Annotated in this window: 18 protein-coding genes and 1 pseudogene; 3 read left to right on the top strand and 16 right to left on the bottom strand. The window is 70.9% G+C overall.

Annotation, left to right across the window (positions count from 1 at the left end; all coding sequences use genetic code 11):
* Positions 1-53: 53 nt before the first annotated feature.
* The gene (locus ACTOQ2_RS35635; protein WP_440105222.1) at positions 54-1034 is read right to left on the bottom strand and encodes a quinone oxidoreductase family protein; all 981 of its coding nucleotides are present in this window, start codon (positions 1032-1034) and stop codon (positions 54-56) included.
* A 137-nt stretch (positions 1035-1171) separates the two neighbouring features.
* Here ACTOQ2_RS35635 and ACTOQ2_RS35640 point away from each other — a divergent pair, with 137 nt between their 5' ends.
* Both ACTOQ2_RS35640 and ACTOQ2_RS35645 read left to right on the top strand, forming a co-directional pair.
* Positions 1172-1828 (top strand): hypothetical protein, encoded by a 657-nt coding sequence (locus ACTOQ2_RS35640; protein ID WP_440105223.1) that lies wholly within the window; start codon positions 1172-1174, stop codon positions 1826-1828.
* A 369-nt stretch (positions 1829-2197) separates the two neighbouring features.
* Positions 2198-2668, top strand: a pseudogene (locus tag ACTOQ2_RS35645) (recombinase family protein); the annotation flags it as partial.
* Positions 2669-3151: 483 nt separating this feature from the next.
* On the opposite strand, the gene ACTOQ2_RS35650 reads toward ACTOQ2_RS35645, so the two are convergent.
* From ACTOQ2_RS35650 to dnaG, 4 genes are all read right to left on the bottom strand, one after another.
* Positions 3152-3613, bottom strand: a complete 462-nt coding sequence (locus tag ACTOQ2_RS35650; protein ID WP_440071759.1) for a hypothetical protein — start codon at positions 3611-3613, stop codon at positions 3152-3154.
* Positions 3610-4911 carry an MGH1-like glycoside hydrolase domain-containing protein gene (locus ACTOQ2_RS35655; RefSeq protein ID WP_440105224.1) on the bottom strand — a complete coding sequence of 434 codons (1302 nt, stop codon included), beginning with the start codon at positions 4909-4911 and terminating at the stop codon, positions 3610-3612. The genes ACTOQ2_RS35650 and ACTOQ2_RS35655 overlap by 4 nt, the downstream gene beginning before the upstream one ends.
* A 192-nt stretch (positions 4912-5103) precedes the next feature.
* The gene (rpoD, locus tag ACTOQ2_RS35660) at positions 5104-6240 is read right to left on the bottom strand and encodes an RNA polymerase sigma factor RpoD (protein ID WP_362677942.1); all 1137 of its coding nucleotides are present in this window, start codon (positions 6238-6240) and stop codon (positions 5104-5106) included.
* Positions 6241-6392: 152 nt separating this feature from the next.
* The gene (gene dnaG, locus ACTOQ2_RS35665) at positions 6393-8246 is read right to left on the bottom strand and encodes a DNA primase (RefSeq protein ID WP_440105225.1); all 1854 of its coding nucleotides are present in this window, start codon (positions 8244-8246) and stop codon (positions 6393-6395) included.
* Between the two features lie 235 nt (positions 8247-8481).
* Here dnaG and ACTOQ2_RS35670 point away from each other — a divergent pair, with 235 nt between their 5' ends.
* Positions 8482-9336, top strand: coding sequence for a M23 family metallopeptidase (locus tag ACTOQ2_RS35670; protein WP_440105226.1), 855 nt, complete (start codon positions 8482-8484; stop codon positions 9334-9336).
* Positions 9337-9429: 93 nt separating this feature from the next.
* Here ACTOQ2_RS35670 and ACTOQ2_RS35675 read toward each other — a convergent pair whose 3' ends face one another.
* From ACTOQ2_RS35675 to ACTOQ2_RS35725, 11 genes are all read right to left on the bottom strand, one after another.
* Positions 9430-10662, bottom strand: a complete 1233-nt coding sequence (locus tag ACTOQ2_RS35675; protein WP_440105227.1) for a deoxyguanosinetriphosphate triphosphohydrolase — start codon at positions 10660-10662, stop codon at positions 9430-9432.
* A gap of 283 nt (positions 10663-10945) precedes the next feature.
* Positions 10946-13588, bottom strand: a complete 2643-nt coding sequence (gene ppdK, locus ACTOQ2_RS35680; RefSeq protein ID WP_440105228.1) for a pyruvate, phosphate dikinase — start codon at positions 13586-13588, stop codon at positions 10946-10948.
* Between the two features lie 245 nt (positions 13589-13833).
* Positions 13834-15045 carry a sensor histidine kinase gene (locus ACTOQ2_RS35685; protein WP_440105229.1) on the bottom strand — a complete coding sequence of 404 codons (1212 nt, stop codon included), beginning with the start codon at positions 15043-15045 and terminating at the stop codon, positions 13834-13836.
* Entirely contained in the window at positions 15042-15713 is a 672-nt protein-coding gene (locus ACTOQ2_RS35690) for a response regulator transcription factor (RefSeq protein ID WP_362677182.1), read from the bottom strand. Before ACTOQ2_RS35690 ends, ACTOQ2_RS35685 begins: the two co-directional genes overlap by 4 nt.
* A gap of 141 nt (positions 15714-15854) precedes the next feature.
* Positions 15855-16745, bottom strand: coding sequence for a S1C family serine protease (locus ACTOQ2_RS35695; RefSeq protein ID WP_440105230.1), 891 nt, complete (start codon positions 16743-16745; stop codon positions 15855-15857).
* A 10-nt stretch (positions 16746-16755) separates the two neighbouring features.
* Complete coding sequence (locus ACTOQ2_RS35700) at positions 16756-17703, bottom strand: VWA domain-containing protein (protein ID WP_440105231.1); 948 nt, start codon at positions 17701-17703, stop codon at positions 16756-16758.
* The gene (locus ACTOQ2_RS35705) at positions 17700-18629 is read right to left on the bottom strand and encodes a DUF58 domain-containing protein (RefSeq protein ID WP_440105232.1); all 930 of its coding nucleotides are present in this window, start codon (positions 18627-18629) and stop codon (positions 17700-17702) included. The genes ACTOQ2_RS35700 and ACTOQ2_RS35705 overlap by 4 nt, the downstream gene beginning before the upstream one ends.
* Positions 18629-19651: an AAA family ATPase gene (locus ACTOQ2_RS35710; RefSeq protein WP_440105239.1), complete on the bottom strand. Its 1023-nt coding sequence runs from the start codon at positions 19649-19651 to the stop codon at positions 18629-18631. The genes ACTOQ2_RS35705 and ACTOQ2_RS35710 overlap by 1 nt, the downstream gene beginning before the upstream one ends.
* 26 nt (positions 19652-19677) lie before the next feature.
* The gene (locus ACTOQ2_RS35715) at positions 19678-19851 is read right to left on the bottom strand and encodes a hypothetical protein (RefSeq protein WP_362677190.1); all 174 of its coding nucleotides are present in this window, start codon (positions 19849-19851) and stop codon (positions 19678-19680) included.
* A 335-nt stretch (positions 19852-20186) separates the two neighbouring features.
* Positions 20187-21572: a glycine--tRNA ligase gene (locus tag ACTOQ2_RS35720; RefSeq protein WP_440105233.1), complete on the bottom strand. Its 1386-nt coding sequence runs from the start codon at positions 21570-21572 to the stop codon at positions 20187-20189.
* Between the two features lie 155 nt (positions 21573-21727).
* A complete protein-coding gene (locus tag ACTOQ2_RS35725; protein ID WP_440105234.1) occupies positions 21728-22006 on the bottom strand; it encodes an antibiotic biosynthesis monooxygenase family protein in 279 nt (92 codons plus the stop codon).
* Positions 22007-22008 lie beyond the last annotated feature (2 nt).

Consider the following 22008-nt stretch of genomic DNA (forward strand, 5'->3'; position numbering starts at 1 on the left):
GTGGTCTCCTGTTTGATCGGGCGAGGCGCTGCGAAACCGGGAATCGGGGGTCTTTACGGGACGAGGACCACGCGGCCCCGGGCTGTGTGGTTCTCCAACCGCTCGTGAGCGGTCGCCGCATCGGCGAGAGGCAGCAACTCGATCTCCATGTCGGCCAGCCCGGAAGCAGCCGCCTTCAGAGCAGCGGCCGCCGCGGCCGGCACGGCTTCCTGGTGCGCCGGAAGGTAGCCGCCGGCGTTGAAACCCGCCACGATGAAGTTGCCCTCCCAGACACGATTGCCGTCGACGCCGTGCTGCCAGTCACCGCCGGCGTTGCCGACCAGCAACAGCCGGCCGCCCGGGGCGAGCAGGTCCATGCTCTCGGTGCGGACCTGACCACCGACCGGGTCGACGATCACGTCGAACCTCTCGTCGCCGAGGACGGCCGACATGTCGGCCGAGTCGACGATCTGGTCGTAGGGAAGCTTGCTGGACGCAGCCGTGGCCAGCCGCTCGCCGCGTACAGTGCCGACCACTCGGGACGCACCGAGTTGCTTGGCGATGCCGGGGAACGCTGCGGCGAGGGCGCCGAACGCGCCGTGGATCAGGACACGGTCGCCCGGGTGCAGCTGGATCGGGCCGGTGAGCGCGACGTGGGCCATCAGCGCGTTGGGCACAACTGCGACTGCGAGGGCGGGGTCGAGGTCGAAGGACTGCGTCGACAGCACCCGGGCCTGGTCGCTGACGTACACCGACGCGTACCCCCCGGTGGCGGACGCCGACAGGGTGACCACCTTCTCACCGACCGCCAGATCGGTGACACCCTCGCCGAGCGCCCGGACCGTGCCGGCGACCTCGAGACCGGGAACGTAAGGCGGCTGCGGCAGGCCCGGCCGGCCCTCGTACAGCCCCTGCCGGATGAAGACGTCGATCAGCCCGACCGCGGCGTGGGTGACGTCGATCGCGACCTGGCCGGGCCCGGGCTCAGGGTCCGGCAGCTCAGTGAGCGCCAGGACCTGCGATTCGCCGAACTGAGTGACCTGTACAGCCTTCATCGCGGTTCCCTCCTCAGATAACGCACGCCGTGATGCGTTAAGTGGTGCCAGCCTAACCCGACGATCTAGCGCATCGCAAGGTGCGTTACTGACGAACTGCAGATCTAACGCATCGAGGAGTGCGCTACAGTTGCGGGATGCGCCAGCGGGCACGATCGACCGACGACAAGCGACGCCGCTCCGAGGATCTGTTGGTGGCCGCGGAATCGATTGCCCTGGAGCGGGGTGGCGTCCGGTTCGTCACGCTGGCGCCTGTCACGGAACGAGCCGGCCTGCACCGCACAGGCGTGCGCCGCTACTACGCCAGCAAGGAGGAGTTGCTCCTCGAGCTGGCCGAACGGGGCTGGCGGCAGTGGAACGCCGCAATCACCGAGGACGTCCGCGATCGCGGCGAGCTGAAGCCGCGGGATGTCGCGACCGTGCTGGCCGAGACCATCGCGTCCCTGCCGGTGTTCTGCGACCTGCTGACCCACGTGACGCTGAGCCTGGAAGGTGACGTCGACATCGAGCGAGCCCGGCAGTACAAAACCAACTCGTTCGCCGCCTACGACGAGATCGTGGACGTGCTGGGCCGCGTGAGCAGCATGACGGTCGACCAGATCCAGGCCCTGGTGGCTGCCACACTCGCGTTCGCCGCCAGTTTCTGGCAGGTGTCGCACCCCACCCCGACACTTGCCGCGTTGTACGAGCAGGTGCCGGATTGGGGTCACGTCGCTCTCGACTTCCAGCCCCGTCTGCGGTTGCTGCTCCAGTCAACAGCCATCGGGCTGACCGAGACCCTCTCCACCACCTGACGAGGGAGGCGTGCGCCGCCGGCTGGAGTCGGCCGCCCTGCCTATCCGGCGCGTCCACCCTCAAGCCGCAGATCGACGCCGTTGGCCAATCGGTTCTCCAACAAGAAAAGGCAACCGTCCACGACCTCACGCATCGTCTGATGCCCGACCTGGTCGGCTACGCCCCGGCCAACAGCGAACAACACGTCATCCACACCGGCGGCGACCACGCCTCCTACCTGCAGCTACCCCTGCAGGCCCGCCGGCATCGAGGAGCAGCAGTGCGGGCTGGCACACGTGTGCAACCCCGCACTGCTGCTCCTCGCCGTCAGCGCCGCCGAGCGAACCGAAGCCCCTGATGTGACAACGTTCGCAGAAAAGGCACTGCGCGTGGCCACCCCCACCGACCGCGGCCCGGGACAGCCGTGGCGGCCGGGCACCCCGCCACCGGCGCCGCTGCCGGACGACACCCCACGCGCGGACATCCGCATCGGATACGCCCGATGCAGCACCCTGACCCAGGAGCTGCAGTCGCAGCTGGACGCCCTGGCCATGCACGGCATCGCCCGGGACAAGATCTTCTCGGAGAAAATCTCCACCCGGGTCCGGCCGCAGTTCGAGGCCGCGCTCGCCCTGGCGCGCGAGATCAAGGCCCACGCCCCGCACTGCCGGGTCATCTTCACCGTCAACGAGATGAAACGCCTCGGCCGCGACGCCGCCGAACTGACCGCCCTCGCCGATCGCCTCACCGCGCACGGCCTGGTGCTGGAGATACTTACCGGGCCGCTGCCAGGCATCTACGACCCGTCCGGCCCCGGCCGGATCCTGTTCGGCTTCTTCGCCGCCATGGCCGAGACTGAACGCGAGAACATCCGCGAGGCCACCCTCGAAGGCCTCGACGCCGCGGCACGCAAGGACAAACACGGCGGCCGGCCCGTCGTGATCACCGACGACATGCTGCACACCGTGCTACGCCGGCGCGCCGCCGGCGAGACCATCGAGCAGATCCGTCCCGACCTGATCATCCCGACCGGTCGACGCAAGGGGCAGAATCCGAGCCTGGCCAGCATCTACCGGGCCCTGTCCGCCTACGAGAAGACCCGGGCCCACCCCGACGCGGTCGAGCAGGCGCGCGCCGAATACGCGCAACTCGGCCTTACCGGCGCCTCGACGATCGTCCGGCCCCGGCCCGCCGAGCCGGTCGACGAAACGCTGCAGACCCTCGTTGCTCAGCTCCCGCCGGACTCGCGGCCCTTGCCGAGCGTCGACCAGTACGACCAGCTACTCACCCGCCGATCAGCTCCTTGGCGTTGGTTTTTCGCTGGAAGCTACGGGTGGCCCGTCTCAGACGCCGAAGCTCCGGCGTGTCTCCTCGAGCGCCTGTTCCGCGAGGGCGCGCAGGCCGGGATCTTCCGGATCGAGACCGGCGTCGAAGACGAACTCCCAGATCAGCCGGTCGGTGTCGGTCTTCCTCGCCACCAGCCGCACTCCCCCTCGCGCGTCCAGCGGGACGTACTGGTTGACCACGATCGAGGCGGTCACCCGCTCCCGCACGGCCTCGGGGATCCGGCCGGGCTCGGGCAGCAGCGCCCGGTGCGACCGCCCGTCGGTGGTGCCGACCGTCAGCCCCTCCTCGTCCCACACCCCGCGATCCACCTGGAACCAGGGCAGGCGTTCACCGCCCAGGTAGAGGGCCTTGTCCGCGGCGATCACGTAGCCGTCGGGCCCCTCGGCGTAGACGAGCGCCCGGTCGCCGGGAGCGAGGGCCGCGCGGACCTCGGAGGGCATGCGATTGAAGAGCTTCACCGTTCCACGGTATCCGCCAGCAGATCGAGGGTGAGCGCGGCCGACCAGGAGAAGTCCCGGCTGCCCCGCCCGCTGCCGTCGAAGGGGTCGAAGCACTCGCGGAAACCCGCCTGCCGCACGAGGCGCAGGGTGCCCAAGCCGAGCAGCCGCACCAGTCCCGGCAGATCGTGCGCCCCCGCCGCCCGCCGCAACAGCCAGTTGGTGTTCACCCAGGACGGCCCGCGCCAGTAGCAGGACCGGTCGAACTGCTGGGCACGGATCTCGCAGCTCGGCACCGGGTATCCGGCGGCTCCCATGAAGCGAGCCGACTCCAGCACCCTCACCAGCTCCGCGACCCGGTCGGCGGGCATCTCCTGGTCGAGCATCGGCCCGAAACAGCCGACCGTGCAGACGGGGCTGAGCCGCCCGCCGCGCAGGTCGCGGGCGCGGAAGACGCCGTCGTCCCAGAGGCGTTCCAGCAGCGCCGCACGGATCCGCCCCGCCGCCTCCCGGTACGGGCCCGCGTCCGCGCCCGCCACCGGGGCCAGCTCGGCGAGGGCCTGGCAGGAGGCGAGCCAGATCCCGTTGAACATCGGGTCCTCGACCGCGAACGGGTGCTCGTCCCGCAGGTAGGCCGGATCGTAGCCGGAGTCCCGGTAGCCCAGGACGAGGGCCATGTAGCGGTCGTGGCGGCTGTCGGGATGCCGCTCGGGGGGCTCCTCGCGCCGGTGGTAGGCGTGGCGCACCGGGGGCAGCGCCTCCAGCGGCGCGTCCCAGGCGGGACTGTCGTCCATCCCGGACTCCCACGGGTGCACGATCGCGGCCAGCCCTCCCCCGCCGAGGTCCCTGGACGTGGCGAGGTAGTCGTGCTGGGCGGCCAGCATCGGGTAGATCCGCCGTACGAGGGCGACGGCCGTGTCCCGGTCGGCCGCGTGCCGCCATATCCACCACAGGGCCAGCGCGTGCAGCGGCGGCTGCGTCAGCCCGGAGGTGCACACGGCGTTGGGAGAGGCCGGATGGTCCGGGGAGCGCCAGACCGAGGGGCCGGGGAAGTAGCCCTCCTCGCGGGCGGGGCGGAAGACGATGTGCGGCACCATCCCGGTGCTCCACTGCCCCGCCAGCAGGCTGATCAGCTCGGTTCCGGCCCTGCGGGTGTCCCAGCGGGCCAGGCCCATCGCGACGAAGGTGGAGTCCCAGTTCCACTGGTGGGGGTAGAGGCCGGGCGCGGGGACGGTCGCGGACCCCGTCCAGTTCGCGTCGAGCACGGACCACGCCTCGCGCCCGAGCGCGGCGTCGTCGACCGCCGCTCGCGACTCCATTCGCCCAGTCTGCGCCTGTATCGGTCAGGAGAACAGCCCGGCCTGCCTCGAATGCGCCCAAGAGGGGCGCGGCGCGGCCCCCGGAACGGCGCGGGCCCCGGGAACGGAGGTCCCACGACGATCACAACAGGCCCCGCGCAACGGCGCGGGCCCCGGGGACGGAGGTCCCCGGGGCCCGCGCCGTGGGGCTCCTCAGTCGAGGTAGTCGCGAAGCATCTGCGCCCTCGTCGGGTGCCTGAGCTTGGCGAGGGTCTTCGACTCGATCTGCCGGATGCGCTCGCGCGTCACGCCGAACTCCCTGCCGACCTCCTCCAGGGTCCGGGGATGCCCGTCCGCGAGCCCGAACCGCAGCTGGATGATGCGCTGCTCGCGATCGGAGAGGGTCGCGAGGATGTCGTCGAGCTGGTCCTGCAGCATGATGAAGGCGGCCGCCTCCATCGGCACCACCGCGTCCGCGTCCTCGATGAAATCTCCGAGGTCGGAGTCCTCCTCACCGATCGGCGACTGGAGGGAGACCGGCTCCTGGGCGATCCGCTGGATCTCGATCACCCGGTCGATCGGCAGGTCCATCTCCATCGCGATCTCCTCGGGCGCGGGCTCGCGGCCGAGGTCCTGGTGGAGCTGGCGCTGGACCCGTACCAGCTTGTTGATCGTCTCGACCATGTGCACCGGAATCCGAATGGTGCGCGCCTGGTCCGCGATGGCCCTGGTGATCGCCTGGCGAATCCACCAGGTGGCATATGTGGAGAACTTGTAGCCCTTGGTGTAGTCGAATTTCTCGACCGCCCGGATGAGGCCGAGGTTGCCCTCCTGGATGAGATCCAGGAACAGCATCCCGCGTCCCACATATCTTTTGGCGATTGACACGACCAGCCGCAGATTGGCCTCGATCAGCCGCTGCTTGGCCCGCGTGCCCTGCCAGGCGAGCTCCTTGAACTCCGGGAAGACCAGACGCGAGACGACGCTGGTCAGCTTGTCCTCGGCGAACAGGCCTGCCTCGATGGACTTGGCGAGCTCCACCTCCTCCTCGGCCGTGAGCAGGGGCACGCGACCGATCTCCCGCAGGTAGATGCGGACAAGATCGCTGGTCGGGGCCCTTTTCCCGACATCCTCCTCATCGGGCCGGACGGGTTCCTCGTCGCCCTGGGGCTCGAGGACCTCCACTCCGTGCTCGGCGAGCATGCGGACGACGCGTTCGAGCGCGTCGGACGGCAGCTCGGACTTGTCGAGAGCGGCGGCCACGTCATCGACCGTGACGCTTCCGCGCTCCCTTCCCTTCGTAACGAGGTCGGCCACCTGGTCTACCGATGGCGGCCCACTTGGCAGCACCGATGCACCCACGGGAGACAGTCTGCTGTATTGGGTCCCCTAAATGGCAGACCTATTTTTGTCACCGGAGGTAAGGCCGCGATCATTATCGGATCGAGACCTTATTCGGGTTTGGTGGAATCATCCCGCGGATATTAATGCCAATTACGCCGTCAGCTCCCGGCGGCACGCTCCCTGAGCACCCGCCGCTGCTGTTCCAGCGCGACCAGCTCTCCGAACAGCCGGTTGTACTCCTGCTGCTCGTCGACCGGGTTCGTCCGCTCCATCCTCGACTTGAGCCGCTCGATGGCCCGCGAGACCGAGACGAGCTCCAGGGCCGCCAGCATGGCCGAGGCGTAGCGCTCCTCGCTCGCCAGATCGGCCCGGAGCTCCTCCACGGCGAACCGGGTGACGACCCCGCGCAGGGAGTCCTCGGCCCCGCCGAGCAGCAGGTCGACCCACTCGCGACCGCCCTGCCCCGCCGTGGCGGTGCCGCCGGAGTCGACGATCAGCCGGTAGAGGGCCGCGTGCTCGGGAAGCGTGAACGCCTCCGCTCCCAGCGCCTCGAAGCCCGGGCCGAGCAGCGCGGGACGCTGCACGGCCAGCCGCAGCACCTCCGCCTCGGTCCGGACGCCGGGATCGGTGAGGTCGGCGACCTTTCGGGGCCCCGCGGGGCGCTGCTGGGCGCGCGGCTGGGCCGCCGCGGAGACCTCGGTGATCCGGTCGAGGACGAAGCGCTCGTTGTTGAAGCCCAGCCACCGGTCGAGGTCGACGGCGTACAGCTGGCGCAGGGACGTGTCCTTGATGCCGGCCACGATCGGGGCGGCGGCGTCGAGGGCGGAGAGCCGTCCCTCGTTGGTACTCGCGTCGTAGCGGGAGATCACGCTGCGGATGGCGAACGCGAACAGCGGCTCGCGCCCGGCGATCAGGTCGCGCACGGCCGCCTCGCCGTGCCTGATGCGCAGGTCGCACGGGTCGAGGCCGTCGGCCTGCACGGCGACGAAGGTCTGGGTGACGAACTTCTGCTCGTCGGCGAAGGCGCGCAGGGCCGCCTTCTGGCCCGCCGCGTCGCCGTCGAAGGTGAAGATCACCTCGCCATGCGACCCCGACTGGTCGAGCAGCAGCCTTCGGAGCACCTTGATGTGCTCCTCGCCGAACGCGGTGCCGCAGGTGGCCACCGCCGTCGGCACGCCCGACAGGTGGCAGGCCATCACGTCGGTGTAGCCCTCGACGATCACGGCCTGGGAGCGCTTGGAGATCTCGCGCTTGGCCAGGTCGACGCCGTAGAGGACCTCGCTCTTCTTGTAGAGCGGGCTTTCCGGGGTGTTCAGGTATTTCGGCCCGTCTTCGGCATCGTTCAATTTCCGTGCGCCGAAACCGATGACGTCGCCGGTTATGTCGCGGATGGGCCAGACCAGCCGTCCCCTGAAGCGGTCGATGGGGCCGCGCCGCCCCTCCTTGGCCAGCCCGCCCTTGATCAGCTCCGCGGTGGTGAAGCCCCGCGCCATCAGGTGCCGCGAGAGGGCCTCCCACTCGGCCGGGGCGTATCCGACGCCGAAGCGCTCGGCGTCGACCCGCTCGAACCCGCGCTCCGACAGGAACCTGCGCCCGATCGCGGCGTCGGGGGCGGACAGTTTCGAGACGTAGAACTCCGCCGCAGCCCGGTGAGCCTCGATCAGGCGGATGCGCTCGCCCTGCTCGCGCCCGGGGACGTAGCCGCCCTGCTCGTAGCGGAGCTGGACGCCGGCCCGGTTGGCCAGCCGCTCGACCGCCTCGCCGAACGACAGGTGCTCCAGGCGCCGGACGAAGGTGATGACGTCGCCGCCCTCGGCGCAGCCGAAGCAGTACCAGTAACCCCGGGTGGGGGTCACGTTGAAGGACGGGCTCTTCTCCTCATGGAAGGGGCAGAGCCCTTTCAGGTTGCCGCCGCCCGCGTTGCGGAGCTGGATGTGCTCGCCCACGATGTCGGCGATCGGTGAGCGCTCCCGTACGAGCGCGATGTCCTCATCACTGATCCGGCCTGCCACGCCGCGAGTCTAGTCCGGCCCCCCGACAGGTCGGGGCGACGAGTGCGCCCGCCCTCGCCGCGATCTTCCGGCAGGCCGGGGCGCTACTGCCGAGACGGGAGGGACAGGAGGAACGATGACTTTCCCGAAGTGGTCGTGACCAACCAGGACGTCGGTTACAAAGGTAAAGGCGGATTCTCGATAATGTACGCGGGTGGAGATCATGCGATCGGGGCATATAGCACGATTGGCCGCTGTGACCGGCGCGGTGCTCGTCACCGGAGCCTGCGCGTCGCCCGGCGGGGTGGCGGGCATCGGCACGGCGGTTCCGACCCCCGGGACGGAGTCCGCGGCCGGGTCACCGGCCTCGTCGGTCACCGCGACCCTGCCCGAGGCGACCCCGACCCCGGCCCCCCGGACCGCGGTCGACCGTCCCAAGGCCGACCCGCCGGTCCGGGTCCCGCCGCCGAAGGTCTCCGAGCACACCTACGTCTTCCCGGTGAAGGGCTGCTCGGTCACCTACGAGAGCAGGCTCCTGGTGCTGCCCAAGACCACGATCTGGGCCGGCAAGGGCTGCTCGTTCGTCTCGCCGGTGAACGGCGTGGTCGACGAGGTCAACACCAAGAACCGGTGGAAGCCCTCCACCGACCGCGGCGCCGACCGGGAGGGCCGGTTCGTCACGATCATCGGCGACGACGGCGTGCGCTACCTCGGCGGCCACCTGGACAAGGTCGCCCTGGGGATCAGGCCGGGACTGCGCGTCAGCGCCGGTCAGGTCCTGGGCCAGGTCGGCAACTCGGGCAACGCCCGCTCGACCGCCAGCAACCTCTACTTCGCGATCTCCTGGAAGACCTCCCCCTCGCTGTGGTGGGTGCGCCGGGGCATGGTCAAGCCCTGGAACTACCTGGACGCCTGGCTGAAGGGCAACCCCACGCTCTCCCCCAGGGAGGAGATGCAGGCCGTGATGAACCAGACCGGCGCGGCTCCCCGGTGCCTCACCCTGTGCGCGTCGAAACCGCAGCCGACGAAGAAGCCGACCAGGAAGCCGAAGCCGCCGGAGCCGGAGCAGATCCCGCTGGGCGGCACCAGCGCGCCGGCCTCGGGAACGTGACACGGCGGCCCGCGGCGGGCTCGTCCACGACGCCACCCGGGAACAAAACACCGGGCCCCGCGGGCGGAGGCGCCGGGAACGTGACACGGCCCGTCAGCGGGCCGCCAGGGCGCGGTGCCAGGCGACGGCGGAGGTGTCGGTGAGCGAGGCGATCTGGTCGACGACCACGCGGAGCCGGCCGGCGTCGCCGCCGGCCCTGACGAAGGCGGGCCTGAACGCGGGCTCCAGGGTGCCCGGGGCGCCCAGCATGATGTGGTGGGCCAGGTCGTGGATCAGCTCGCGCTGCCTGGCCTGGTTGGCGTTGTGCGCGTCGCTCGCCATCACGTAGTGGGCCGTGACCCCCTTGAGCAGCGCGCACTCCAGCCGGGTGGCCCTGGGCACGATCAGGTCGGCGCTGTAGCGGCCGGCCGCCGGTCCGTACGCCTCGCGGGTGGCGACCTCCGCGGACTTGCAGAAGTGGCCGATGAGCGAGCTGGTCAGCCCCTTGATCGCGGCGAGGTCGGCGAGTGAGCGGTCGAAGTGGCGGGGCCAGAGCGGCTGGGTGATCAGGCGTCCGAAGAGGTCCTCCAGCTCGCCGGGCTCGGCGTCGGGGGCGTACCACTCGCGGGTGGTCGCGCAGACGTCGCGGCGCTCGGCGGGATCGCGCATCGCCTCCAGGACCACGCCGCCGGAGTGCAGGGCGTCCTCCAGGTCGTGCACGGAGTAGGCGACGTCGTCGGCCCAGTCCATGATCTGGGCCTCGAAGCTGACCTGTCCCTCCGGCGCGCCCTCCCTGATCCACTCGAAGACCGTCGCGTCGTCGTCGTAGACGCAGTACTTGGCGCCTCTCTCGCGGGTCCACGGGTATTTGACGGCGGCGTCCAGGGAGGCGCGGGTGAGGTTGAGCCCGGCACTGCGGCCGTCCTCGGTGACGACCTTGGCCTCCAGCCGGGTCAGCAGGCGCAGGCTCTGCGCGTTGCCCTCGAAGCCTCCGCACCCGGCGGCGAGCTCGTTGAGCGCCGTCTCCCCGTTGTGGCCGAACGGCGGGTGGCCGAGGTCGTGGGCCAGGCAGGCGGTCTCCACCAGGTCGGGGTTGCGGCCGAGGGTCTCCCCCATCTCACGGCCGATCTGCGCGCACTCCAGGGAGTGGGTCAGGCGGGTGCGGGGGATGTGCTGGCCACTGCCGAAGGTCTCCCCCGGGCCGACGACCTGGGTCTTGGCGGCGAGCCTGCGGAGCCCGGCGCTGTGCAGCACCCGTGCCCGATCGCGCTCGAACGGGCTTCGGCCGGGGTTGCCGGGCGGTTCCGGCACCCACCTGGCCTGATCGTGTTCGTCATAGCCATGCATAAGTGCACTGATTTTATCCGCGAAAGGGCCCTGCCATGCCGAACGACGAGAAAACACCTGGTTACCGGGTACGTGCCGCCGTTCCGCACCCGTACGAGCGCGGCCCATCAGGACGGCCCATCAGAACGGCCCGCCAGGGGAGGCCCGCCACGAGCGCGACCGCGCGGGCGTGGCGCGTACCGGGCCCGCGGCCGCCCCGGTGAGGGTGGGGCGGGCCGCGGGGACCGGCTCCGCGGGGCGTCGTCTCCGGTGGTGCCGGAGCGCCTCGCGAAGCGGGCGGGGGTCAGCGGGTGTCGGAACCGCCGCACACCAGGGTGGCGCGGGCGGCCTCCAGCCGGGCGACCGGGATGCGGAACGGCGAGCAGGACACGTAGTCGAGACCGGCCTGGTGACAGAAGTGGATCGAGTCCGGGTCGCCGCCGTGCTCGCCGCAGATGCCCAGCTTCAGGTCGGGACGGGTCGCGCGGCCCTGCTCGACGGCGATCTCGACGAGCCTGCCGACGCCGTCGCGGTCCAAGGTCTCGAACGGGGAGACGCCGAAGACGCCGAGCTCCAGATACTTGGCGAAGAAGGCGGCCTCGACATCGTCCCTGGAGAAGCCCCAGGTCATCTGGGTCAGGTCGTTGGTGCCGAAGGAGAAGAACTGGGCGGCCTCGGCGATCTGCCCGGCGGTCAGCGCCGCGCGGGGCACCTCGATCATCGTGCCGATCAGCGCGTCGACGCCGGTCTCCTCCAGGATCCGCCGCGCCTCGTCCTTGACGTGCTCCAGCTCCTGGACGGCGGCCACCAGCGGAATCATGATCTCCGGACGGCTGCCGGGCACCGCCTTGGCCGCCGCCGCGATCGCCCGGACCTGCATGGCGAACACGCCGGGGATGACCAGGCCGAGCCGGACGCCGCGCAGGCCCAGCATCGGGTTCTCCTCGTGGAGCCGCTTGAGCGCGACCAGGAGCCTGCGGTCCTTCTCCTCCGCCGCGTCACCGGCGAGGGCGACCCGCACCGACAGTTCGGTGTAGTCGGGCAGGAACTCGTGCAGCGGCGGGTCGATCAGGCGGATCGTGACGGGCATGCCCGCCATCGCCTGGAAGATCTTCGTGAAGTCCGCCCGCTGCAGCGGCTCCAGCGCGGCCAGCGCCCGCTCGCGCTCCTCGGCGGAGGTGGCCAGCACCAGGTCCTCGACCAGGCCGCGACGGTCGCCGAGGAACATGTGCTCGGTGCGGCAGAGCCCGATGCCCTGGGCGCCGAACCTGCGCGCCCTGGCGGAGTCCTCGGCGGTGTCGGCGTTGGCGCGCACGGCCATCCGGCGTACCCCGTCGGCGTGGGACATGATCCGGTGCACGGCGCGGACGAGCTCGTCGTCCCGGTCGCCCGAGCCCTCGAAGTACTCCACGACCGGGGAGGGGACCACGGGCACCTCGCCGAGGTAGACGGCTCCGCTGGTGCCGTCGATGGAGATGACGTCGCCCTCGGAGACCACGAGGCCGGAGGCCGTGGTGAACGCGCGGCCCGCGGCGGAGACCTCCAGCTCCTCGGCGCCGCAGACACAGGTCTTGCCCATGCCCCTGGCGACCACGGCGGCGTGCGAGGTCTTGCCCCCGCGGCTCGTCAGCACGCCCTGGGCGGCGATCATCCCGGCCAGGTCGTCGGGGTTGGTCTCGCGGCGGACCAGGATGACGGCCTCTCCGCTCTCGGCGAGCTCGACGGCCCTGGGCGTGGAGAAGACGGCCTTGCCGACGGCCGCGCCCGGCGAGGCGTTCATTCCCCTGGCGATCACCTTGCCGCCGGTGTCATCGGCGAACCTGGGGAACATGAGCTGGGCGAGCTGGTCGCCGGTCACCCGGGTCACGGCCTCGTCGAGGTCGATCACGCCCTGGTCGACGAGCTGCACGGCGATGCGGAACGCGGCGCCCGGGGTCCGCTTGCCCACCCGGGTCTGGAGCATCCAGAGCTTGCCGCGCTCGACCGTGAACTCGATGTCGCACAGGTCGCGGTAGTGGTCCTCCAGCGTCTTCATGGTCCGCATGAGCTCGTCGTAGACGGGCTTGTCGATGCCCTCCAGCTCCTGCAGCCGCATGGTGTTGCGGATGCCCGCGACCACGTCCTCGCCCTGGGCGTTCTGCAGGTAGTCGCCATACACGCCCTGCTGGCCGGTGCCGGGGTCGCGGGTGAAGGCCACCCCGGTGCCGGAGTCCATGCCGCAGTTGCCGAAGACCATCGAGCAGACGCTGACCGCCGTGCCCAGGTCGGCCGGGATGCGCTCCTGGCGGCGGTACAGGACCGCGCGCGGGGCGTTCCACGACGCGAACACGGCCTCCACCGCCATGCGCATCTGCCGGTACGGGTCGGCGGGGAAGTCCTCGCCGGTTCTGGCGCGCACGATCTCCTTGTACGTCGCGACCAGGCTCCTGAAGTCGGCCGCCTCCAGCTCCAGGTCGTCGCGGCCGTCCTTGAGCTCCTCCAGGGCGTTGTCGAAGAGCTCGCCGTCGATGTCCTGGACGGTCTTGCCGAACATCTGGATGAGGCGCCGGTAGGAGTCCCAGGCGAAGCGCTCGTTGCCGCCCGCCTGCTTGGCCAGCCCGTGGACCGAGTCGTCGTTGAGCCCGATGTTGAGGACGGTCTCCATCATGCCGGGCATGGAGAACGCGGCTCCGGAGCGCACGCTCACCAGGAGCGGGTCGTCGGCCTGGCCCAGCCGGCGGCCCATCGCGGCCTCCAGGGCGGACAGGTGCTCGGAGACCTCCTCCTGCATCCCCTCGGGAAGGACCCCGTCGGCGAGGAAGCTCCGGCACGCCTCGGTGGTGATGGTGAAGCCGGGGGGCACCGGCAGCCCGAGGTTGGTCATCTCGGCGAGGTTCGCTCCCTTACCGCCGAGCAGGTCCCTGAGATCTTTGTTGCCCTCGGTGAAGTCGTAAACGTACTTCGGCACGGTTGCTCCTTCTGCGACTTCAATCGGCGTCTGGTTCCGCCTCTCTCCGGACTCTACCGACGAACAAGGCGATGAAACGGCACTCATCACACGGAACAGCATCATCGCAGCTCAAAGCAGTCAAACCGGTCTAATCCAATTCAAATCCAGATCAAATACGCGAGGATATCGATCACCTCGGAAATTGGTTTACACCAATTGGTATAAACCAATTGTCCGCGCATTCAAACCCGTTCACGGGCGGTTCAGCGACCCGTCAGGCCGGCTCCGGCGAGAGGGTTCAGGTCGGGAACCTCCCCTTCCGCCGGGCCCTCGCCGGACGGCAGCCACAGCACGAACACGCTTCCCTCACCCAGCCGGGAGAACAGGCGCACGTGCCCGCCGTGCGACTCCACGATCTGGCGGACGATCGCCAGGCCCAGCCCGCTGTGCCGGTCGCGGCGGCTGGTCTGGCCGCGCCAGAACCGGTCGAACACCCGCGCGTGGTCGTCCTCGGGCACCCCGGGCCCGGCGTCGCGCACCGCCACCCAGATCCAGTCCCCGGTACGGCCCGCCGCCACGACAACCTCGCTCCCGCCGGGCGCGAGCCGCACCGCGTTGGAGAGCAGGTTGCCCACGGCCCGGCGCAGCGCGTCGTGGTCCCCCACCCCGCGCAGCCCGGCGGGCAGCGCCCTGCGGATCAACAGCCCGCGCCCGGCCGCGAGCGCGGTGAACTCCTCGGCCGCCTCGGCGGCCAGTGCCCCCACGTCCACCTCGGCGTCGGCCAGCGCGGGCGCTGACCGGCGCGCGGTCGCCAGCAGATCCTCGACCAGGCGGGTCATCCGGGTGGTGGCCCTGTCCACGATGGCCACCGCGCGCATCCGCTCCTCCTCGGTGCTGTCGGGCGAGGCGAGAACCGCGTCGACGTTGGCCCGGATGATGGCCAGCGGGCTGCGCAGCTCGTGGGAGGCGTCGTCGATCAGCTGCCGCTGCGCCAGGAAGGCTCCCTCCAGGCGGCCGAGCATGGTGTCGACGGTGTCGGCGAGGTCGCGCAGCTCGTCCTTCGGGCCGGTGAGCAGGATCCGCCGCGACAGGTCGGTGCCCTGGATCTCGGCGGCGGCCCTGGTGATAGAGCGCACCGGACGCAGCACCCGGCCCGAGAGGACCCAGCCGATGCCGAAGCTCGCCAGGAACAGCCCGCCCAGGGTCAGGAACGAGTAGTCGCGCAAGGTTCGCAGGGTGAGCAGGTTGACCGCGTTCTCGACCTCGGCGAGCTCGACGACGGGGGCCTTGCCGACGTAGCGCTCGGTGTCGACGCTGTAGAGCTTGGCCTGCTGGACGGTGTAGGGCCGCTCCTCGGCGCTCCTGGCCACCGCGACGTACAGCAGGCCGATGACCAGCGCGGAGAGCAGGAACAGCAGGCTGGAGTAGAGCACGGTCAGCCGGAAGCGGATCGTCTGCACGAAGGAGAACCTCACACGTCCTCCCGCAGCCGGTAGCCCTTGCTGACCACGGTCTCGATCACGGCGTCGGCGCCGAGCTTGCGCCGCAGGTTTCCCACCGTCACCCGCACGGTGTTGGTGAACGGGTCGGTGTGCTCGTCCCAGACGTGCTCCAGGAGCTCCTCGGCGGAGACGACGTGCCCGGGGCGGGTCATCAGGTAGTGCAGGACACCGAACTCCTTGGGGGTCAGCCCCAGCTCGCGCCCGGTCGAGTGGGCCTCCACCCGGGAGGTGTCCAGCCGCAGCGCCCCCACCTGCAGGATCGCGGTGCCGCCGCCCGGCTCCCTGCGGAGCAGCGCCCGGACCCGGGCCAGGAGCTCGGGGAAGGCGAACGGTTTGACCAGGTAGTCGTCGGCGCCCTCGTCCAGCCCCCTGACCCGGTCGTCCAGCCGGTCCCGCGCGGTCACCATGATGATCCGCACGGCCTGGCCCTGGTCGGTCCCGCGCAGCGCCCGGCAGACCTCGAAGCCGTCCCCTCCGGGCAGATTCAGGTCGAGAAGGACCAGGTCATACGAGTTGACCTGGAGCTTCTCCCGCGCCTGGGCCACGTCGTAGGCGACGTCGACCGCGTATCCGGCCCGGACGAGCCCCACGCGCAGGGCGTCGACCAGGTCTTCCTCATCTTCGACAACGAGCAGTCGCATGGTACGAACCTAGGTCGTGCGCGGCCGGAAACGCGGATGCCACCGCCATACCGCGCCCCTGTTCCCCTGCATTCCCTTCCCTCCATTTCCGTCCGCCTCCGTAGGCCTCCGTGCACTCCCGGAAGGTCCGTCCGCCTTCGTTCACTCCCGGATGATCCGTTCGGCGACGGGCGCCGCCCTGTCGATCGGGATGGCGAAGCCGATGCCGATCGACCCGGCCCCGCGCCGCGAGAGCGTCGCGATCGCGGTGTTGACCCCGATCACCTCGCCACGGGCGTTGACCAGCGGACCTCCGGAGTTGCCGGGATTGATGGAGGCGTCGGTCTGCAACGCGGTCTGCCCGCGCCCGCCCAGCCTCACCTGACGGTCGAGGGCGCTGACGATGCCGCCGGTGACCGTACCCGCCAGTCCCAGCGGGGAGCCGACGGCCAGCACCTGGTCCCCCACCGCGAGGTCCGCGGACCTGCCCAGCTCCGCGGGGACCAGCCCGCGGGCGTCGTCCACCCTGAGCACCGCGAGGTCGTACGCCTCGTCGGTGCCCACGACGGTGGCGGGCAGCCGCCGCCCGTCGCCGAGCACGACGGTGACGCCCGCGCCGCCGGCCAGGACGTGCGCGTTGGTGAGCAGGTGCCCGGCGCCGTCGATCACGAAGCCGGAGCCCGAGCCCCGGCCCGACTCGACCGACACGACGCTCGGCAGCACCCTGGCCGCCGTACCGCGCAGGCCGCCCGCGACTCCCGCCGGCCCGGACGGGCCGGCCGGGCCCGCGGTGGATCGGGGCAGCGCCACGGGAGCGGCCCGCTCCTCTCCCGCCAGCCGGGCCGTCGCGACGCCCGCGGCTCCACCGGTGACCGCGGCGACGAGCGCCGCGGCGACCAGGACGCGTCCCGCCCCCGTCTTCCGCGCGCCGGTCACCTGGCCCGGCAGCGGGCCGGTCTCCTCCGGTGGCGCGGCCGCGGGCGGGTCCCCCGGCGTGAAACCCGGCCCGCGGGGCCGCCCGAGCCCCGGGGGCCGATCGTGTGACGTCACCATGGCCGACTCCTCACAGGATCCTCGAGAACCAGAACAGGGAGGTTCCGGCCGCCACGACCGCGCCGAGCAGGGCCACCCCGACGAACCACGGCCAGACCTCCTGCCGCTCGGTCCGGTAGCCCACCGAGCTGCCGATGTCGTCGTAGACCGCCTGCAGCTCGCCGCCGGAGGCCGCCTCGTAGAAACCCCCGCCGGTGCTCTCCGCCAGCTCGCGCAGCGCCGGGCCGTCCACCGGCACCCGCGTCTCCCGGCCGCCCAGCTGGATCGTGCCGTCGGAGGTGCCATACGCGATGGTCGAGACCGGCACGCGCCGGGAGGCCGCCTCCCGCGCCGCCAGCTCCGGCGTCCGGCCCATGGTGCTCGACCCGTCGGACATCAGCACGATGTGGGCGGGCGGCCGGTCTCCGCCCTCGCCGCCCTCCAGCGCGTCAATCGCGTCCAGGGACGAGAACACCGCCTCGCCGATGGCCGTACCGGAGTCCGTGGTGAGCCGGTCGATCGCGGCCAGCACCGCGGCCCTGTCGGCGGTGGGCGGCACGCTCACCGAGGCCGAGGACGAGAACGTGACCAGGCCCAGGTTGAACCGGGAGGGCAGGTCCGCGACAAACCGCCGCGCGGCCTCCCGCGCCGCCGCGAACCGGTTGGGCGCCACATCCGTGGCCTGCATCGACGCGGAGACGTCGAACGCCACGACGATCGTCGCCCGCTCTCTCGGGACCCGCACCTCGGCCGTCGGCCGCGCAAACCCGACGACGAGAAGCACCAGCATCCCCATGAACGCCGCGGCGGGCACGTGCCTGCGCCACCCGGGCCCCTTGGGCGCCAGCTTGTCCAGCAGGTCCAGATTGGTGAACCGCAGTGCGTACCGGCTGCGCCGCAGATACATGACGACGTAGAGAACCGCGAGCATCAGGGCGGGCACCAGCAGCCACAACCAGACGGGGGAAAGGAACGTCATGCCACACCGCCTCTCGTACCCTGCGCGCCACGGGCCCGCGCCAGGCGGCGTTGCAGCACGACGTGGCGGACCAGGTCGCGGACCCAGTCACGGTCGGTGTCCAGGCGCAGGTGCACGGCCCCGCACCGGCGCAGGGCGGCCGCGACGGCCGCCCGTTGGCCCGCGGCGGCCTCGGCGTAGCGCTCGCGAAGACGGGCGCCGGCCGTGGAGACCTCCCTGCGGCGGCCGGTCTCCGGGTCGACGAGGGTGAGCACCCCCACGTCGGGCAGGGTCAGCTCCCTGGGGTCGACGACCTCCACCGCGAGGAGCTGGTGGCGGAGCGCGAGATGACGCAACGGCCGCTCCCAGCTCTCCGGGGGGTCGAGGAAGTCCGAGACGACGACCACGAGCCCGCGACGGCGCACGACGCGGCGCAGGTCGTCGGCGGCCGGTCCGACGCGCGACGCGGCGACGCCCGGCTCGGTGCGCGGCAGCGAGAACACGGCGCCCAGGAGCGCCATGAGATGCGGGCGCCCGCTTCTGGCGGGGAACCGCCGGACCTCGCCGCCGTGCAGGATGTGCGCCCCGACGCGGTTGCCGGTCCGCTCGGTGAGGAAGCCGACCGCCGCGACGGCGGCGAGCGCGAGCTCCCTCTTCTCCATCAGCGCGGTGCCGAAGTCCATGCTGGCGCTGGCGTCGAGCAGCACCCAGGTCTCCAGTTCCCGGTCGGCGATCATGTCCCGCACGTGCGGCTCCGTCGTGCGGGCGGTGACGTTCCAGTCCATCCGGCGCACGTCGTCACCCGGCGCGTACGGCCTCGCCTCGGCGAGCTCGCCACCGGGCCCGGGGGTGAGCCCCCGGTGGTCGCCCTGCAGCAGCCCGTCGAGACGCCTGACCACCGTCAGCTCAAGCCGCCGGAGCACCCGCTCGGACAGCAGGTGCCGCATCAGGCCGCCTCTCCCTGCCCGGGGGCGATCCTGGGCATCGGGATCGCCGCGGCCACCCGGTCCACGATTCGCCGGGGGGAGACGTCGTCGGCCAGCGCGTCGAACGACGGCACCAGCCGGTGCGCGATCACGTCACCGGCCAGGTCCGCGACGTCCTCGGGCAGCACGTAGTCGCGCCCGCGCAGCAACGCCAGCGCGCGGGCCGCGGCGACCAGGCCGAGCGTCGCCCGCGGGCTCGCGCCGAAGGCCAGCAGTGGGGCGACGTCCGCCAGCCCGAACCGCGCGGGCTCCCGAGTCGCGTACACCAGCCGGACCGCGTACTCGGCGACGGCGTGGTGGACGAAGACGTCGTCCACGGCCGCCTGGAGCGCCAGCAGCCGCTGGGAGTCGAGCACCCGCCGGGAGACCGGCCGGCCGGTGCTCATCCGGTAGAGGATCGCGAGTTCCTCCGACTCGCTCGGGTACCCCACGTCGATCTTCATCAGGAAGCGGTCCCGCTGGGCCTCGGGCAGGTGGTAGACGCCCTCGGACTCGATCGGGTTCTGGGTCGCCAGGACCAGGAACGGGGCGGGCACCGGGTGGGTGCGCCCGCCGATGCTCACCTGGCGCTCGGCCATCACCTCCAGCAGCGCCGACTGGACCTTGGCCGGAGCCCTGTTGATCTCGTCGGCGAGCACGAAGTTGGCCATCACCGGTCCCAGCTCGATGTCGAAGCTCTCCGTGGACGGCCGGTAGATGCGGGTGCCGACGATGTCGGCGGGCACCAGGTCGGGAGTGAACTGGATCCGGGCGAACGAACCGCCCACGACACCCGCGAGCGTCTCGGCCGCCAGCGTCTTGGCGATGCCGGGGACCCCCTCCAGCAGGCAGTGCCCCCGGGCGAGGACCGCGACGAGCAGGCGCTCGACCATGCGGTCCTGACCGACGATCACCCGCTTGACCTCGAACAGCGCCCGCCCGAGCACGGCGCTCTCCGGCGCCCTCTCCGCCCCGCCGTCCGTGCCGTACGGGATCTCCCTCACGTGGTCGGTGCGCTCGGTGTACTCGTTCACGGGGCGATCGGGGAGGTCGAGGCCGGGCAGTCGTCGACGAGCAGCCGCAGCTCGATCGCGTCGTGGGCGGGTCGCGGATCGGCGTGAGCCGCACTTCCCGTGAGCAGGAAGACGACCCCGCCGAGGGCCACGACCCCCGGAACGGCCTTCCAAGGTGATACGCGCGCCATCGTTCTTCCCTTCGTCGAACGAACGATCACCCTGATGTCATCAAAAGCCTCCGAAAACCGCCGTAAGCCTGCTTTTTATCTCGTCTTTCGCCTCGGGCCGCCCGGTGGGGGGTCGCCGGTGGCCACCGGAGCTGGGCGGGGAGCCGCAACGGCCGGAGGAGAACCCTGGCGGGGAGCCGTGGGAAGCCGTGGCGGAGAGAGGCCGGGGCCGGGGAGAGGCCGGGGCCGGCGGAACCGGGAGTCGGGAGAGGCCGGGGCCGGGGCCGGGAAACAGCGACGGCCGGCGACCCCCGGGTGCGGGGGTGCCGGCCGTGACCGGTCGGGCGGGGCGGGCCTCAGTCGTTGAGGTGCTGGCGGAGGTAGGCGTCGACCTGGTCGAGAGCCACCCGCTTCTGCGCCATCGAGTCGCGCTCGCGGATGGTCACCGCCTGGTCGTCGAGCGTGTCGAAGTCGACGGTGATGCAGAACGGCGTGCCGATCTCGTCCTGGCGGCGGTAGCGGCGGCCGATCGCGCCCGCGTCGTCGAACTCCACGTTCCAACGACGGCGGAGCTGGGCCGCCAGGTCCTTGGCCTTGGGCGACAGGTCGGCGTTGCGCGACAGCGGGAGCACCGCGACCTTGACCGGCGCGAGCCGGTGGTCGAGGCGCATGACCGTGCGCTTCTCCATGACGCCCTTGGCGTTGGGGGCCTCGTCCTCGGTGTAGGCGTCGATCAGGAAGGTGAGCGTGGCCCGGTCGACACCGGCGGCCGGCTCGATCACGTACGGGACGTAGCGCTCGCCGGTGTCCTGCTCGAAGAAGCTCAGGTCGGTGCCGGAGGCCTTGCCGTGCGCGGTCAGGTCGAAGTCGGTGCGGTTGGCGATGCCCTCGAGCTCGCCCCACTCGGTGCCGGTGAAGTTGAAGCGGTACTCGATGTCGACGGTCCGCTTGGAGTAGTGGGAGAGCTTGTCCTTCGGGTGCTCGTAGATGCGCAGGTTGTCCTGGTTGATGCCCAGGTCGGTGTACCAGCGGAACCGCTCGTCGATCCAGTACTGGTGCCACTCCTCGTCGCTGCCCGGCTTGACGAAGAACTCCATCTCCATCTGCTCGAACTCACGGGTGCGGAAGATGAAGTTGCCCGGGGTGATCTCGTTGCGGAACGACTTGCCGATCTGGCCGATGCCGAACGGGATCTTCCTGCGCGCCGACTGCTGCACGTTGAGGTAGTTGATGAAGATGCCCTGGGCGGTCTCGGGGCGCAGGTAGGCGAGGCCCGACTCGTCCTCGACCGCGCCGAGGTAGGTCTTCAGCAGGCCGCTGAACTGCTTCGGCGCGGTGAAGGCGCCCTTGGTGCCGCAGTTGGGGCAGGTGATGTCGGCCAGACCGTTAACGGGCTGCTTTCCGTGTTTTTCGGTATAGGCCTCTTCGAGGTGGTCGGCCCGGTAGCGCTTGTGACACGACTGGCACTCGGTCAACGGGTCCGTGAAGGTCTCCACGTGGCCACTGGCCTGCCACACCTCGCGAGCCAGGATCACGGAGGAGTCGAGGCCGACCACGTCGTCACGCCCCTGCACCACGGTCTTCCACCACTGCCGCTTCACGTTGTTCTTGAGCTCCACGCCCAGTGGACCGTAGTCCCACGACGCGCGCAGGCCGCCGTAGATCTCGCTGGAGGGATACACAAGACCGCGCCGCTTGGCGAGGCTGACGATGGTGTCCATGATGTCCGTACGGCGTGCCATAAGGGAGAATCTCCATCCGGCTGGAGGTCGGCGAGGAATTGATTGAGCTCCCAGCTTAGGGGAGACGAACCCCCGGGACGTGCGGATAAACCATGCCGCCCGCCTCGTCCGGGCAAAGCTTCCCAGGGGATGACGGCGGGACGACGGGCGGGACGTCAGGGGCGCTCGACGTCCTCGAACGCGCTCGGTTCGTTGATCATGAGGGTCATCAGCGGATACATCGCCATCCGCGCCGCGCCCAGTGCCCTGCGGTAGAACCCCGCGCCCTCCCACTCGCTGACCAGCGCCCACAGCTCCGGCTCGTCCACCGACCTCGACACCCGGCCGCGCACGTAGCCCGGCTGTCCGGCCAGGGTGTCGACGATCTCATGAGCCCGGAGCATGAACTCCTCGGTCTGGCCCGGCGGCACCGAGTAGCGGATGAGAGCAAGCATCC

The organism is Streptosporangium sp. H16 (assembly GCF_051918855.1).
Classification (GTDB): Bacteria; Actinomycetota; Actinomycetes; order Streptosporangiales; family Streptosporangiaceae; genus Streptosporangium.

What these genes read in the sequence shown, in the direction of transcription:
- ACTOQ2_RS35695 (WP_440105230.1), bottom strand. Translation starts at nt 16,745, where the DNA reads ATGGTGACGTCACACGATCGGCCCCCGGGGCTCGGGCGGCCCCGCGGG.
- ACTOQ2_RS35690 (WP_362677182.1), bottom strand. Translation starts at nt 15,713, where the DNA reads ATGCGACTGCTCGTTGTCGAAGATGAGGAAGACCTGGTCGACGCCCTG.
- ACTOQ2_RS35705 (WP_440105232.1), bottom strand. Translation starts at nt 18,629, where the DNA reads ATGCGGCACCTGCTGTCCGAGCGGGTGCTCCGGCGGCTTGAGCTGACG.
- ACTOQ2_RS35725 (WP_440105234.1), bottom strand. Translation starts at nt 22,006, where the DNA reads ATGCTTGCTCTCATCCGCTACTCGGTGCCGCCGGGCCAGACCGAGGAG.
- ACTOQ2_RS35715 (WP_362677190.1), bottom strand. Translation starts at nt 19,851, where the DNA reads ATGGCGCGCGTATCACCTTGGAAGGCCGTTCCGGGGGTCGTGGCCCTC.
- ACTOQ2_RS35675 (WP_440105227.1), bottom strand. Translation starts at nt 10,662, where the DNA reads ATGCATGGCTATGACGAACACGATCAGGCCAGGTGGGTGCCGGAACCG.
- ACTOQ2_RS35700 (WP_440105231.1), bottom strand. Translation starts at nt 17,703, where the DNA reads ATGACGTTCCTTTCCCCCGTCTGGTTGTGGCTGCTGGTGCCCGCCCTG.
- ACTOQ2_RS35720 (WP_440105233.1), bottom strand. Translation starts at nt 21,572, where the DNA reads ATGGCACGCCGTACGGACATCATGGACACCATCGTCAGCCTCGCCAAG.
- ACTOQ2_RS35640 (WP_440105223.1), top strand. Translation starts at nt 1,172, where the DNA reads ATGCGCCAGCGGGCACGATCGACCGACGACAAGCGACGCCGCTCCGAG.
- ACTOQ2_RS35655 (WP_440105224.1), bottom strand. Translation starts at nt 4,911, where the DNA reads ATGGAGTCGCGAGCGGCGGTCGACGACGCCGCGCTCGGGCGCGAGGCG.
- ACTOQ2_RS35635 (WP_440105222.1), bottom strand. Translation starts at nt 1,034, where the DNA reads ATGAAGGCTGTACAGGTCACTCAGTTCGGCGAATCGCAGGTCCTGGCG.